The organism is Pseudoalteromonas obscura (assembly GCF_030135505.1).
Classification (GTDB): Bacteria; Pseudomonadota; Gammaproteobacteria; order Enterobacterales; family Alteromonadaceae; genus Pseudoalteromonas; species Pseudoalteromonas obscura.
Map to the genome: position 1 here is coordinate 130,303 of NZ_JASJUT010000008.1, position 14,568 is coordinate 144,870.

The following is a 14,568-nucleotide window of genomic DNA, read 5'->3' on the forward strand; positions in this document are numbered from 1 at the left end:
GATAAAAGAGAGATCCAATGCAGGGCGGTGAAGAAATAACTAAAATTACACTTTTGTTAAAACAAAGAATAATTTAGTAATTTCATGAGTTTATTGATAGTTTATGAATAAAGGCAAAAACTTCAATCAATAAATAAAATTGTCAATCAGTCATTTTAACTAGAAAGTAGTTTGATAAGAGAAATAAATGCTCATTAACACAACAGTTAACACAAATAAAACATTTGTAGATTTGACTCTTAGAACCATCACGCTAAGGTTAAATTACTTTTATTTGATAGAGCATTTTTGACATGCGATTTTTGTTTAAAATTTTGTTTACCATGTTGGTTTTTTGTGCGGGCTTTGCACTAGGTGTGTACTCTCTTCCAATTATGATGGCCCCCCCTTCCCCTACACAAACGGCCTTATCCGAAGTTGCTAACCATGCAAAATTCACAGCTGTATTTAGTAAAGACCTAAAGGGCTCTGACTTTTTGCACTTTGGTGAAGGAGATGTCTTTATTGGTGAACATACAATAGGCTTTGAAGGCAGGTTAGCGCCAGGTCCTGACTACCGTCTTTATTTATCGCCAACGTTTGTTGAAAATGAGGCTGAGTTTGAACAGCATAAAAATACAATGCAATTTGTATCTGCTGTCACGTCATTTAATGGCTTTATTGTCGATGTACCGAAGGGTGTAGACGTAAGTAAATTTAAAACGGTTGTTGTATGGTGTGAGACATTCGGGGAATTTATAACCGCAGGAACTTATCAGTAATACACTTTCTAAGTCTAATGAAAAGGGCCTAAGTGGCCCTCACTATTTTAATAGCGCCCTAGGTGATCCTCACATCCTTCTGCGATATAAGCATCCAGTCCCTTATAGTAAGCTCTAATATAATTAGTGTATTCATTACCTCTCTTGGTGTAGCCATAAAACTCATAAGAAGAAGTGTCGATTCTATCTAACAAGATTTTCTCTTTTTTATTCTCATAGTAATGCTGCAGAGTTATACGCAATCGACCAAAGTCATTTTGCCCCAAATAACTCGTTTTATAGGTCCCCTTACCCATAAAGTTAATGTGTTTATACATGCTGTCATATTTAGAGTTAGATACTACAACCAAACGTTTACCAGCCTTAACACAAACTTTGTAGTAATCTTCATAATCACCACCACTGCCAATCTCATTACCTTCGATATACAGAACACCACGGTGCATTCGATTACCATCCAACGGGTCTCGCTCATTGGTTGGGAAAGGAACGAAGTCATCTGGTCTCGCAGCATTGGTATCGCCAGCATCAAATGAATCGCCTGCACCGAATGAGTCACCTGCGCCGAATGAGTCACCTGCGCCGAATGAGTCACCTGCGCCGAATGAATCGCCTGCACCGAATGAATCGCCTGCACCGAATGAATCGCCTGCGCCGAATGAGTCACCTGCTGCAAACTGGCTGTTTAACTCAGATCCTTCATAGCCCGAGCTCAGATGAGCTGGTTGCTCCTCAGCGTTAAAGTAATCGATGGTTTGTGAAACGGCCTTACCTGAATGAACGGCCACAAGCACAATAGGTAAAACTGATTTTATGTTAAATTTCATTTAAATCCCTTAATTGTTGTTACGGTTAGATGGTTTATTGGAATACTAAGTCCTTATTGTGTGTCACTGAGTTCCCAAGGGGCTTTAAAATCGATGCAACTCAATCTGGGAGAAACCAGTTGACACCAAAATCATGCAACAATTTACTTTGTTATCTAATTAGCAAGAAATAATCAAAACACTCGCTCTAAAGTAAAGAGTAAAAGTACTCCAAAAGTTTAACTTTTTGAGTACTTAATAGCATCTAGATTACATTAAGCTTAAAATCTGGAGCCTGTCGTATATTCACAACCTTCAGCGATATACATGTCAGAGCCTTTATAATAAGCGCGTAATGTGCCAGCATGATTACCATTGATTAAGGTATAGCCATTAAACTCATATTTGCCGCCGCTGTACTTATACAGAACCATGGACTCCTTGACATGGCCAAAATCAAAAGTTAAATCAAGCTCTAAATAACCATAATCAGAGCCGTAAAGACTCATCGGCTGATAGGCCCCTTGGAGGATATAGCGGTTTTGGAGAGCCATTAGATCAAATTGAGAATGTGCACCTGATATAACGCGGTCATTTGATTTAACACACACTTTCATATAGTCGTAATAATTACCATCATTGTTGTTATCAACCTCTAGGTAGAGAACACCATGATGGATATAACCGTGAGTATCAGGGTTTAATTCGCCCGTTGGGAAAGCTTCAAAGTCTACGGGGCGACTACCGAATGAATCGCCTGCACCAAATGAATCGCCTGCGCCGAATGAATCGCCTGCGCCGAATGAGTCGCCTGCGCCGAATGAATCACCTGCACCGAATGAATCGCCTGCCGAAAATTGACTATCAAATTGATTGCTTTCAAAACCTGCACTCGCCTCAATAGGCTTTTGGTCGGCAGTATAAAAATCAATAGTTTGTGAAACTGCATTACCAGAGTGAACTGCAACAAGTGCAATTGGAAGGACTGTTTTTAAGTCGAATTTCATTTAATTCCCTTAATTTACGTTGCTATTGGAGTGTTAATTCATATATTAATTTGTCTAGCATGGCGCTCAGCTCGATGCGAACTTTAACATCGTAATCAGCCCATACATTCAATGGCAGATGGTTTATGTGGCTTGCGATTGTCGCAACAATGTACTTTATTGAACCGGACAGCAGCAGCTGATACACAAACGACTGGCGTTCTTTACGCAATTCATAGATAAATCGATTCAATTGTCCCTTTACTTCGGTAATTGAATCAGCGCCAACAACCTGCGCTTTTAATGTTTTCAGTTTGTCACACGCATCATTAAAGTACTCGCCAACGTTCAGCTGAGATCCAGAATGAGTACTAGCGTACGCGACAACCGTAGGCATTAATTTATATTTAGATTTTTTATCAAATTTCAAATCTTCAAAGTGTGCGATCTGTGTCCCCTGAATATGCGCCCCATCACTCGTATTGGTTACTCTGACAGAGGAGTTGTGTCCAAGCAGCCTCTCTTGAGCCGCCCGAGCCTCATTAAAAATCCGTGAAGTAAATACAAATGGCCGAAAATTGCCTTTCACCTTCATTTCATTGTCAAAATTAACGTTAGAAAGCAAATTAGTCGGCTCATAGTAGCTCGACAGCTGACTATGATGCTTTTGGTGATCGACATATCCATAATCACAGCCGAGTAATATAATGTTTTTAAAACCCATTCTAATAAATGACGCAACGGCCATGTTTGTTACCGTTGGGTTACAATGATAAAGCGCTTTGCACCCATCTCCAGAAAGATTGGCAAGCTCAGCTCCGAGATCGTTGCCTTTTGCAAAGACAATTCTATTATCAAATTGAGTGAGCAATTTGGGGTAAACGGTACTAAGTGCAATAAGCACCACATCTTTGTTATTTGGATCTTTCAGTTCAGCCTCTTTGATCTCAAAATTAACTGAAGTTCTCTCCATTTCGATATGAAAATCAGGTTTGATCCCAGCTTTCATTAAAGGTGCTAGTGATGTTCCACAAGAGACAATAAATACATGATCTGACTGTTTTTTTAATTCATCTATACTTTTGTCTAATGACGGCCCATTACCAACAATCACGACTGGAAAACTTTCAAACTCAGAAAAAACATTTTCGTGGCAGGAAACTGTCGAGTTTAAACGATTCTCGCTTGTGTGTTTCAAACCAAGTAACTCGTCTTCCAAGAAGCCCCACATGCTTGCAAAGCTGTTGCGCCACTGCTTAAACTCGCCAAATATTTGGTCCGTCAATGGCGTACTGTAATGGCGATACAGGCTGATATCGGATAGTAAATGAACGCCATTTTGGTCTATTAGGCCTTTCATTTCGCTAAGAAACTGGTCGAAACTCTCTATATTGAAAAAATTGATTGAACCCGATCTACTTTCACACTCTGCATGTAAAGCTGCAAAGTTAATATGTTGACAAGCCATCGCGTAATGCGCGGCATTTGATTCTACTACTATCACATCTGTATATCGTATTTTTGAAAGAAGCTTTGGAATGTGATAACCCGCACCGAGCCCTAAAACAATCAATGTGCCACGCTGCGGTTTTGAGTTACTTTTTCTTCCCAAATCATCCGCAATACTATTTAAACTATTAATACAAAGTTGATGTGTATATTCGTAAGTATTGGTTGAAAAGCTAAGGCTTAAATGGGCTGGGTGACTGAGGAATAACTCAACTTGTTTGTAACATTTACTTTCAGCGTGCTCACCATAAAAGCTACTTTGGAATTCAGATATCTGGGAAGGTTTTTTAGAACATATACGATTATAGAAAGGATTTGGAAAATACCTTTTAAGGTACTCCAAGTTTTGCTCAAATAGTTCCATATAGTTTATAAATTCCAAATAGTTATAGCCTAATAATTTTTCCACCAATCAGCTTTTTCGTCAATAAAAAATAGAGGAAGGCTATCAAACATACCAGTTAGTAATTTAGAATTAATAACTTAATTTTAATTTTTAAAATTCATTAACTTACACTTAGTGATTAACTACACAAATCGAGGAAATTAAAGACTAAAATTATTAATAAAATAATAATTTTTATTTTGTTAATAAGAAAAAGCCACGCAAGTGCGTGGCTGGAGAAACATTGCATGGGTATATTGCAATGAAAAAAGTCTAGCTGAGCAATCAGCTATAAAGGGAAATCTATGCTGCGGCAGCAGGGTCCAATTCTCGAATTAGATATTCAAACGCGCCTAAACTGGCAGTCGCACCACTTCCCATAGCAATGACTATCTGTTTGAAAGGGGTTGTGGTCACATCACCTGCAGCGAAAACACCTCGCATACTAGTAGACCCCTTATTATCGATTTCTATTTCACCAAACTGATTGATTTCAATATCACTATCTTGCAACCATTCTGAATTTGGCACTAATCCAATTTGCACAAAAACGCCTGCAATAGCGATAGAATGCGCTTCGCCTGAGTCCCGATCTAAGTATTGTAAACCGGTCACTTTATTCGTATCGCCGAGTATTTCCGTCGTTTGCACATGAGTGCGTATCTCAATGTTTGGAATGCTCTTAGCTTTATTGATCAATACCTGATCTGCCTTTAATTCATTGGCAAACTCAAGCACCGTGACATGTTCAACAATATTTGCAAGGTCTATAGCGGCTTCGATACCAGAATTTCCCCCACCAATAACAGCGACGGGTTTACCTTTAAATAACGGTCCATCACAATGAGGACAGTATGCAACACCTCGGCCTTTGTACTCCTGCTCTCCTGGTACATTAACATTGCGCCAACGCGCACCTGTTGATATCACTACAGACTTCGCTTTTAATTTAGCCCCACTCTCAAGCTCAATATCCAAATAATCATTTCTCTTGATGCGCGCTACTTTGTTGCTAGTCATAACATCCACATCGTACTGTTTAACATGTTGCTCTAATTGGGCGACTAATTTGGGGCCCTCTGTTTCTTTAACAGAGATAAAGTTTTCAATGCTCATTGTGTCAGCAACTTGCCCACCAAACCGCTGCGCAACTACGCCTGTATTTAGCCCTTTCCTTGCGGCATATACCGCGGCTGATGCTCCTGCTGGGCCGCCACCAATCACCAAAACATCAAAAGGTGCTTTGCTACTCAGCTTTTCGGCTTCTTTTTGCGCTGAATTTTGATCTAGTTTTTTCAGAATATCTGACAGGCCAATTGCACCTTGGCTAAATAGCTGGCCATTTAGGTAGACGCTCGGAACGGCCATAATATTGCGCTCTTCAACTTCTTGCTGAAATAGCGCACCATCAATCATCGTTGTTGTAATTTTGGGATTGTTCACTGCCAAAGTGTTGAGTGCTTGCACTACTTGTGGGCAAGTCTGGCAGCTCAAAGATATGTACACTTCAAAATTCAGGTTTTTATCAATAGATTTGATCCCCTCAACTTTATCACGCTCTAATTTACTTGCATATCCGCCACTATGTAGTAGTGCAAGGATCAAGCTGGTAAACTCATGACCCATTGGCACACCAGCAAAACTGAGTTGTGTTTTTGATTCAACCGAGCTGACCACCATAGAAGGTCTTCTCGCGTTAATATCATAGTTCTCAACCACTGAGAGGTGTTCACTCAAAGCTGCAAGATCATGTGCGAGTGAGTTCAATTCATTGGACTTATCACTGCTGTCCAGCGCGACTCTCAGCTCCACAGGCGAGTTAATATTCTTAAAGTGCTCTTTTAGTTGGCTTTTAATTTGCGCATCTAACATATTTATAATTCCTCATTGAAACGCTACGCACATGGTTGCTTGATTTAAGGGATGCAAATTCAAGTGATACCTACCAGCAAGTGCTGGCAGATATGGTGTGAGTCAAATTAGATTTTGCCCACAAGGTCTAAAGAAGGTGCTAGTGTCTCTTCACCTGGCTGCCAAGATGCAGGGCAAACTTCGCCGTCATGTGTTGCGATATATTGAGCAGCTTGAACTTTACGCAATAGCTCTTTTGCGCTGCGGCCTATCCCTAAATCATGTGTTTCAACAACTTTGATTTCACCTTCCGGGTTGATAACAAATGTGCCGCGAAGTGCCAGACCTTCCTCTTCAATCATCACACCAAAATTGCGAGTAATTTTACCTGTCGGGTCGCCAATCATCGGGAAGTCGATTTTTTTGATGGTGTCAGAAGCATCATGCCATGCTTTGTGAGTGAAGTGAGTGTCTGTTGATACAGAGTATACTTCAACGCCCATTTCTTGAAGCTGTGCATAGTGGTCTGCCAAATCGCCCAGCTCTGTCGGGCACACAAAAGTAAAGTCCGCAGGGTAGAAGAAAACAATGCTCCACTTACCAAGTAAATCTTGCTCTGAAACTTCAACAAAATCCCCCTTGTGGTATGCAGTTGCGCTGAAAGGTAAAAGCTTTGTATTAATCAATGAAGTGCTCATGGCTATCCTCTATATTAAGTTTGTATTTTGTCTTCGCGAGTATCCTCGCCTTGCTTGATTACAAAGATATAGACTTAGCACTTTTAAATAAAATTGATTAAAACTATCATTGTTATCGATAAATTTGATTAAATAAACTCAATCCCATTGTAAACCTTCGGTATAATCTACTCGTAACAATAGTGATGGTCTTAACGGATCCACAAATATGACTAAACCAAACTAATTAAGAGTTTTTATGCACCCATACTTTAACCATATTCAATTAGGCTACTTGGGCTTTGTGCCTTTTCTCCTTTGTATTGCAGCAACACTAATGTTGGGAAGCTCGGAAACCTTGGTCGGTGTTTTCAGTTTTTACAGTATGGGCATTCTGGCGTTTATGGCTGGAACATTGTGGCGCGCTGGCGAACAACCAAAGGCCCACGCAATTTTGGCAGTGATTGTCGTCCTCCCATTTCCTTTACTTCATTTGGTTTCTTTGACCGCTCAGCTTAGCTATCTTGCCGCTAGCTATTGGCTGGTACTTTGGTTTGAAAAAAGTATGCCTAAGTGGCAAGAAACACATAAAGACTACAAACAAATGCGCTTTGTTATTACCTCTGTTGTTTTTGTATCGCACCTCTTTATGATTTCACAAGCAATTGAATTGACGCGATAGAATAAACATTTAACCTGACAGGCACGGCGGCACCACAATTATTCCATTAATGCAATGTAAAAAAGCTACACGTTTCGAGTGTAATCAATTAACATTATCGAACAGTGTTCAGGTGCCAGCCTAACAATCCTCTTATGAAATCTGGTATCTGTAGAAATACTGCAAGGTTCTTATTGAGCATTTGACAACTATTTAATTCAAAGATTTGAATCAGTGCGGTAAATTAGTTCGCGACTAAGCAGATAAATATAAAACTGCTATAAGTTAAAGAGTAGCGTTAGGAGTGCATACATGATTCAAAAGCTGCTTTATGGGGTTATAGGGCTATTTGTGCTCTCCTTTTATCTTTGGATGAGAGAGCAACCAGGTGATCTGCTGGACTCACTGGAGGAGTTGTTTTGGTTTACTATCGCCTCAACGATGATCGTTTATTCAGCACCGCATCTAAAAAATAACATCTTGATATGGGCTTGGTCTATATACTGTTTGGGTTTGCTGCTGGATCTGCTCGACGATTTTATCGCTGTGGACATATTTCCAGTCATTGCACTAGACACGTCACTTAAACAGATTGGCTTTTTACTCATATGCTATGCACTGTACACCATGATTGTCAGACAAAGAGACACCATATCTCAGCTCAACAATGAAATTTTGCAAAGACGGCGGCTGGAAGAAAAGCTTAAATTTGATGCAACCCATGATGAACTCACTCAAATAGGAAATCGCCGAGCCTGCTTCACTCAATTCAAGACACTTTGTGCGCAACACACTACATTATTTTATTTTGACTTAGATGATTTTAAGCGTGCCAATGATAATTTTGGACACAGCTGTGGCGATTTAATCTTGAAAAAAGTTGCACACTCTTTGAGCGCACAGTTTGGTGAAGATCGCTGCTTTAGGATCGGTGGTGATGAGTTTGTCGCATTTGGTAGTTTTGATACTGACAATGATGAACAACTTCGAAAAAAGCTTTTGGAAGAAGTCTTTGAATACGGTGTCGGTATTAGTATTGGTTTCACCGCCACTGACACAGAAATTGCCCCAGATAAACTACTGCACCTTGCCGATGCAGCCATGTATAGTAACAAACGCCTTAAGTCTGTTCGCTCTAAACCTCGGGTCAGTTAATATCTTGCGCTGCAATTCAATATTGCACAGAAAGCGGAGCCTATGTAAAACCCTTTGATTTATAGTTCAAAAAATAGAGTACTATTAAATTATTTATGGTTAAATGGCATCACTAAGTTGTTAAAACTGACGAATTGCAAAAAATTCATAGCAAACCGTTGGCTGTTGGTGTGTCACATCAAATCACTAAGACACATATTTAATACACTATGCACTCATATTACAAAGGAGATTGACTCGTGCTATCCAACTTATTCTCCAGTTCAGAAATAAAAGCAGAACTTTCGCAATTGAAACGCGAGTTGGCGCAACAAGTACAAGAAAATGAGCGCCTTACAACTGAAAACAACCAACTACAGTCGCAGTTGATAGAAGCACAACAGCAGCTAAATGATAATACCGACAATCAGCTTTTACAGTGCGCTCTATCCGGTATGAGCCAAGTTGAAGGGATCAGAGAGACGGTACTTCACAGCTTTCAAAATATAGAGCAAGACAGTGCAGCCATTGCAGAAGTAAATCAGTCGTTCGAAACCTCAGAAAAGTCCCTTGCAAACATCCTGACAGGCATGAGCCAACTTTCTGAAAATATGTCTAGTATGACAGATAATATTTCGGGCCTATCTCATATGGCAGACAATATTCACACTTTTGTAGCAACGATCTCCAAAATTTCGGATCAAACCAATTTGTTAGCACTTAATGCCGCAATTGAGGCTGCACGAGCGGGTGAAGCTGGCAGAGGCTTCAGTGTTGTAGCAGATGAAGTCAGAGCTTTGGCAAATAACACCAGCGCATCTGCTAACGAAGTGTCTGAGTTAGTAACTAAGATCATTGATACTACCCAGCTAACAGTGAAAGATGTGTCTGTAATCCAAGAATCGAATAAAACTTTATCTCACAGTATTGAGCACTTAAATGATGAATATGGAGACATTGTTCATACTTGCGGTTCAATGAAGCAAACTATCACCAACGCCACCCAGCAGACTTTTATTCAAACAGTGAAACTTGATCACGTCGTTTGGAAAAGTGAAGTCTATGCCGTGATCATGGGAACCAGTAATAAAACAGTCGCCAATTTTGCCGATCATACATCGTGCCGACTTGGTAAATGGTTCTTAGGAGATGGCTCTAAGCAATATTCAGACAACTCTGCTTATAAACGTCTAGAGCACCCGCACAAAGAAGTACATAGATCCGGTGTAGAGGCGATTAAAAAGTTCCAAGAAGGTGACAAACAGGGGGCAGTGCAACAGCTCAATAAAATGGAGCAAGCCAGCGTGGATGTTATGCATTTGTTGGATGACCTTAGAAGCGCTTGATACAGCTGAATGATATTTCACTGGATATATTTATCCTTCCGGTGACGACTTTTGCAGTTAAATTTTGGTATAATCCGCCACTTTTAATCAGTCAGTGTTTATCATGCAATTAGACCCTAAGTGGCGAATATTAACTGTAGGAGATGGCGATTTAAGCTTCTCCTACTCCATCAAAACATACCTTCAGCCTCAGCAAATTATCGCCAGTATCTACGACAGCGAATCTACTTTGCGAGAAAAGTATACCAGCCATGCTTTAGATAAATTGAAAGCGTCCAATACTCCTGTGCTGACTGAGTTTGATGTCACTGACAAAACATCTTGGTCTCGTTTGAATGGGCAGACATTCGACGCTGTGATTTTTCAGTTCCCTCTTATTCCAGCTTTTGCGTCACACCACGAGTTTAAAGAGAACTCACTGAGCATAAATACGTTAAATAGGCGCCTGTTGAGGTACTTTTTGGTTTATTCACAGTCAATAGCTTTAGATAAACAAGGACCAATGCTTAGTATCATAACTTCAAAAGATGTGAAGCCATATTGCGAATGGAACCTCGAACAGACGTTACATCAATCACTTGATCTAAACTACCTCGGACAAACTGAATTTGATATAACGCGATTTCCCGAGTATAAAATACGTAATGTCGATAGAGACAAACATGTCAAAGACACAAGGGGGATCAGTTACTTCTGGTCACCTAAACATGCCCCCGTACAACCACTCACCAAACCCAGCTATTTATCGGAATCTCACTGTGCCATGTGCCGCGTTGGCCCATTTCTAACAGAACAAGATAAACAAGCGCACCTAAATTCAAAAAAACATAAACAGATGTCTAAACATGAACAGGCTTGGCAATCTTACTTGAACCAAGCGGTCGAATGACCCTCCAAAAATGCAACAATTTGAAAAGTAACACATCCATTTTTATAGGCTCATAGTTACAAATAAAACAATTCTGAAACAAGAAAAACTGCAAAACAAACAATAATGGAATAATGTATACAAAATGATTGTGTATCCTTACAGAAAACCTTAGACTTGCGCCCTCTTTGAATTAGCGGGCTTCGTTATGCAAATTCTAGACAGACGATTTTTATACGCAATTGCATGTCTTCTTTTAGCTATGGTGACTATTCAGTCTGGTGCATCAATTGCAAAGCAATTGTTTCCATATGTTGGCCCCGAAGGAACGACAGCCTACCGATTAGGATTTTCAGCCTTGATATTGTGCCTAATTTTTAGACCTTGGAGAAAACTCCCCGCCAACTGGCGACCAGTTATTCTTTACGGTCTCTCGTTAGGGATCATGAATTTGACTTTTTACTATGCCATTGAACGTATTCCACTGGGCATTGGTGTCGCATTGGAGTTTACCGGACCACTGGCAGTTGCATTATTTTCTTCCAAACGCAAGCGTGATTACCTATGGGTGCTGCTCGCCATTGCAGGGATCATAATGCTGCTTCCAAATATGAGTGAAGTGGATGGATTGGACCCTGTTGGCGTGATACTGGCACTAGTAGCGGGTGCTTTTTGGGCTGGATACATTATATTTGGTAAAAAAACCGGTGGACAAAGCTCAGGGGGAATGGCGGTCACTTTGGGTATGAGTGTCGCAGCTTTGGCGATAGTCCCCTATGGCGTCATTTCACAAGGCAGTGCATTACTTGACTGGTCCCTTATCCCACTGGGTATTGCTATTGGACTCTTATCGAGCGCACTACCATACAGCTTGGAAATGGTAGCGCTGCGTAATATGCCTGCACAGGGGTTCAGTATTATGATGAGTCTAGAGCCTGCGGTTGCAGCACTTGCTGGCTTGCTGATTCTTGGCGAGCTACTTACATTTTCACAGTGGATCGCCATCATTCTAGTGATCACTGCGTCGCTAGGCAGCTCTATAGCCACGAAAGAATCCTAAAAAACCAGCTAAGGACCAGCTTCATAAGCTGGTCTTTCTAACCCCAAGGTGAAGGTAAATCAGATTCTTCTACCTCTGCTTCCAGCTCAAAGTGTAAATGTTCAGGTGCTGAGCTTGAGGGCTCGATCTCAGGTAGAGTGGCAAAATGAAGTTTCAGCCACTGCTGTTGCTCATATAACATGTGCAGTAAATCTTTTTCATCCTGATATACATGACCACTATTTGGTAACAACACCAGCTTGGCGGTCTTGCCTAAATCGTTCAGAGCACTAAACATTCTTTCCGATTGGACCGGGTAGCTGCCCTCTTCTCTATCTTGATAGCCATGGATCAACAATACCGAACTACGAATATTTTGCGCGGAGAATAAAGGAGAGTTAGCCAAATACTTGCTCGGTTCAACCCACAAACTTTGCTCACCATCGCCAAAAACAAACGGGGAAAGCGTCAGATTATAATTACCACTTCGCGCGATCCCGGTGACAAAATAGTCTGTTTGAGTTAACAGTTTAAGTACACTCGTAGCAGCAAAACCATGGCCGCCGATGGCTATTTTTTCTTTGTCCGCAATACCTTGAGAGACCAAAGTATCTACTATTGCCTTTGCACTAGCCCTCAGCTGTTGGTCAAACTGCTCTCCTTGATTTTGAGCACTTAGCATCGGCATATTTTTAATATTAAGTACAGCATACCCCTCATGAACAAATGGCACACCACTGACCGCGTCTAAATGAGGAAATAGGTAAGGCGACGAGATGACTTGCTCGTTATTTTGCTCATTTGTTTCATTAAGCCATACCACAACAGGTACTCGTCCCAAGCTAGGGTCAAAGCTTTTAGGTAAATAAAAGTCGCCTTTAATCACATTACCAGCACCTGCACTGAAACGCATTTCCTCTTTGCGGATCCCTTGCATACTTGGATACGGGTGCGGGTACTTTGTAAGCTGCTCGACAATATCAAATGTCAAATTACGAGAGAAGTAGTTTGTCGGGTTGTCTTTGGACTCTTTACGCGTGACAAATTGCATACCATCATCTGACAGTACAGCCACCACTTGCTCAAAATATGGGGGTTTTGACTCCCAAATAGGTGTCATTAGATTGCCTCGAGCATCGAACCGCGCAAGATAAGGTATGTCTGTTTCGCCTTGTTTTTGAGTGCCAGTGATAAATATGTAGCGGCCTCCAGCTACCTTGATAACTGAAGCGCCAATATCATTTTTGGTCATTACCAGTTCACGGCTTTCTCCTTTAGAGAGGCCCTCAAATAGGTTCAACTTAACTTGAGCGCGGTCCGGAGTTAATGGCGAAAATGCATAGTAGTCTTTTTCATTATTTCCGGCATCAATTACCATTAATCCAAGCTGATTGTCACCCCATATAATCTCCGACAACCGGCCCTCAATGTCGGCATAGTGACGAGGATTACGTCTAAACGGCGCTGAAATACTGTACAGACTTTCTCTATCGCTATCTAAATCTGACTGGGCCCATATTAAAGTGGCGCCTTTATCAGCACGCCATTGAAATACTCTTTTTACGGTTGAATCTGTAAAAGGTCGAGCAAGACGCTCCTGTTCAGAAACAGTAATCTGCGGTCGATAAACTTCGTATAACGGTGCACCTCTCATTCCCCAGATTTGCCATACACTATAGTGTTGTTTGTCAAAGTCCTCTTCAGTCATCTGCGACAAGTTTTGTATGTCCATCATAGCAACTAACAAATTGGTCGAGTCTGGTGATGCTTTAAAGCTACTAAAGTAAGCTGGCTGTCCAATTGGAACTTCTCTTCCTTTGAGCGGTACTTTATATAGTTGCCCTAAAGCTAACTGTGTAAATTGAGCTTGTTGCGGCGCGTCAAACGCATCAGTCGGATCTATTTGTGCAGTTGAATCAACAACCAATGGACCATTCTCACTTGATTGCACTGCACTGCGGTTAACTATGTGGCTTCTATGGTTAACTCTAATATTGGCAATGAGGCCCGAACTATCAGCCAACCACTCAAAAGGTTTTGCCGTAGTAAAGCCATTGAGTGGGAAATTTGACAAGCTTTTAACCTGACGTTGTTTAATATCATATACCCATAAGTATCCACCTGCTTGAGTCTCCAAAATAAACGCAAGGTAGCGTCCATTTGCACTCCAAGTAGGCTGAATAATATGGCCTTCGGGAATATTGTTAGCCTTGATTAGGGCACCGGTATCAATATGCTTAAATGAAACACCAGCATAACGCTCGGCTTCTGGCCGCAGGCCGGTTTCTGGATTGATTTGAACACCAAGTATGCTTTGTAAGAGACTCTGCTGGGCGATAGGTTTACTAGTACTGTCGGCGTCTAGAGGCGCCAGTAGTGCCATCCAGTTGCCTTTGGCGTTTACAAGAGCTTTTGGGACACTGTGTTCTTGTATAAGCTCCGCAATTTCTGCCGAAGGCCGTTTATAGCTGGAGGGATTAGCATAAACTCCATTGCTCAACACACATGCACATACAAATAGTATTAAAGCCCTGATAATTATCAC

At 41.0% G+C, this 14,568-nt stretch carries 12 protein-coding genes; 6 read left to right on the top strand and 6 right to left on the bottom strand.

Going from position 1 to position 14,568, the window contains the following annotated elements; translation table 11 throughout:
• The first annotated feature begins 293 nt into the window (after positions 1–293).
• Positions 294–761 carry a DM13 domain-containing protein gene (locus QNM18_RS17720; RefSeq protein WP_211008429.1) on the top strand — a complete coding sequence of 156 codons (468 nt, stop codon included), beginning with the start codon at positions 294–296 and terminating at the stop codon, positions 759–761.
• A 47-nt stretch (positions 762–808) separates the two neighbouring features.
• Here QNM18_RS17720 and QNM18_RS17725 read toward each other — a convergent pair whose 3' ends face one another.
• The 5 genes from QNM18_RS17725 to ahpC all read right to left on the bottom strand — a co-directional run bounded on the left by QNM18_RS17725 (position 809) and on the right by ahpC (position 6,996).
• Complete coding sequence (locus QNM18_RS17725) at positions 809–1,588, bottom strand: hypothetical protein (RefSeq protein WP_284137995.1); 780 nt, start codon at positions 1,586–1,588, stop codon at positions 809–811.
• Between the two features lie 260 nt (positions 1,589–1,848).
• Entirely contained in the window at positions 1,849–2,574 is a 726-nt protein-coding gene (locus QNM18_RS17730) for a hypothetical protein (protein ID WP_284137996.1), read from the bottom strand.
• Between the two features lie 22 nt (positions 2,575–2,596).
• Positions 2,597–4,471, bottom strand: coding sequence for a motility associated factor glycosyltransferase family protein (locus QNM18_RS17735; RefSeq protein WP_284137997.1), 1,875 nt, complete (start codon positions 4,469–4,471; stop codon positions 2,597–2,599).
• Positions 4,472–4,750: 279 nt separating this feature from the next.
• Positions 4,751–6,319: an alkyl hydroperoxide reductase subunit F gene (ahpF, locus tag QNM18_RS17740; RefSeq protein WP_284137998.1), complete on the bottom strand. Its 1,569-nt coding sequence runs from the start codon at positions 6,317–6,319 to the stop codon at positions 4,751–4,753.
• A 107-nt stretch (positions 6,320–6,426) separates the two neighbouring features.
• Positions 6,427–6,996, bottom strand: a complete 570-nt coding sequence (gene ahpC / locus QNM18_RS17745) for an alkyl hydroperoxide reductase subunit C (RefSeq protein ID WP_211008424.1) — start codon at positions 6,994–6,996, stop codon at positions 6,427–6,429.
• 238 nt (positions 6,997–7,234) lie between these two features.
• Between ahpC and QNM18_RS17750 the strand changes: the two genes are divergently transcribed.
• From QNM18_RS17750 to QNM18_RS17770, 5 genes are all read left to right on the top strand, one after another.
• Positions 7,235–7,657, top strand: a complete 423-nt coding sequence (locus QNM18_RS17750; RefSeq protein WP_211008423.1) for a DUF3429 domain-containing protein — start codon at positions 7,235–7,237, stop codon at positions 7,655–7,657.
• 291 nt (positions 7,658–7,948) lie between these two features.
• Positions 7,949–8,791, top strand: a complete 843-nt coding sequence (locus QNM18_RS17755) for a GGDEF domain-containing protein (protein ID WP_284137999.1) — start codon at positions 7,949–7,951, stop codon at positions 8,789–8,791.
• Positions 8,792–9,030: 239 nt separating this feature from the next.
• Positions 9,031–10,116 carry a methyl-accepting chemotaxis protein gene (locus QNM18_RS17760; protein ID WP_284138000.1) on the top strand — a complete coding sequence of 362 codons (1,086 nt, stop codon included), beginning with the start codon at positions 9,031–9,033 and terminating at the stop codon, positions 10,114–10,116.
• Between the two features lie 103 nt (positions 10,117–10,219).
• Complete coding sequence (locus tag QNM18_RS17765; RefSeq protein ID WP_211008421.1) at positions 10,220–11,005, top strand: class I SAM-dependent methyltransferase; 786 nt, start codon at positions 10,220–10,222, stop codon at positions 11,003–11,005.
• A gap of 187 nt (positions 11,006–11,192) precedes the next feature.
• Positions 11,193–12,044 (top strand): EamA family transporter, encoded by an 852-nt coding sequence (locus tag QNM18_RS17770; protein WP_211008420.1) that lies wholly within the window; start codon positions 11,193–11,195, stop codon positions 12,042–12,044.
• Positions 12,045–12,081: 37 nt separating this feature from the next.
• Here the strand turns inward: QNM18_RS17770 and QNM18_RS17775 are convergent, their stop codons facing one another.
• On the bottom strand, positions 12,082–14,568 hold the full coding sequence (locus QNM18_RS17775) for a S9 family peptidase (protein ID WP_284138001.1): 2,487 nt from the start codon (positions 14,566–14,568) through the stop codon (positions 12,082–12,084).

Excerpts from the sequence above, each read along its gene's own strand:
- QNM18_RS17720 (WP_211008429.1), top strand. The coding sequence starts at position 294 with ATGCGATTTTTGTTTAAAATTTTGTTTACCATGTTGGTTTTTTGTGCG.
- QNM18_RS17725 (WP_284137995.1), bottom strand. The coding sequence starts at position 1,588 with ATGAAATTTAACATAAAATCAGTTTTACCTATTGTGCTTGTGGCCGTT.
- QNM18_RS17730 (WP_284137996.1), bottom strand. The coding sequence starts at position 2,574 with ATGAAATTCGACTTAAAAACAGTCCTTCCAATTGCACTTGTTGCAGTT.
- ahpF (WP_284137998.1), bottom strand. The coding sequence starts at position 6,319 with ATGTTAGATGCGCAAATTAAAAGCCAACTAAAAGAGCACTTTAAGAAT.
- ahpC (WP_211008424.1), bottom strand. The coding sequence starts at position 6,996 with ATGAGCACTTCATTGATTAATACAAAGCTTTTACCTTTCAGCGCAACT.
- QNM18_RS17750 (WP_211008423.1), top strand. The coding sequence starts at position 7,235 with ATGCACCCATACTTTAACCATATTCAATTAGGCTACTTGGGCTTTGTG.
- QNM18_RS17755 (WP_284137999.1), top strand. The coding sequence starts at position 7,949 with ATGATTCAAAAGCTGCTTTATGGGGTTATAGGGCTATTTGTGCTCTCC.
- QNM18_RS17765 (WP_211008421.1), top strand. The coding sequence starts at position 10,220 with ATGCAATTAGACCCTAAGTGGCGAATATTAACTGTAGGAGATGGCGAT.
- QNM18_RS17770 (WP_211008420.1), top strand. The coding sequence starts at position 11,193 with ATGCAAATTCTAGACAGACGATTTTTATACGCAATTGCATGTCTTCTT.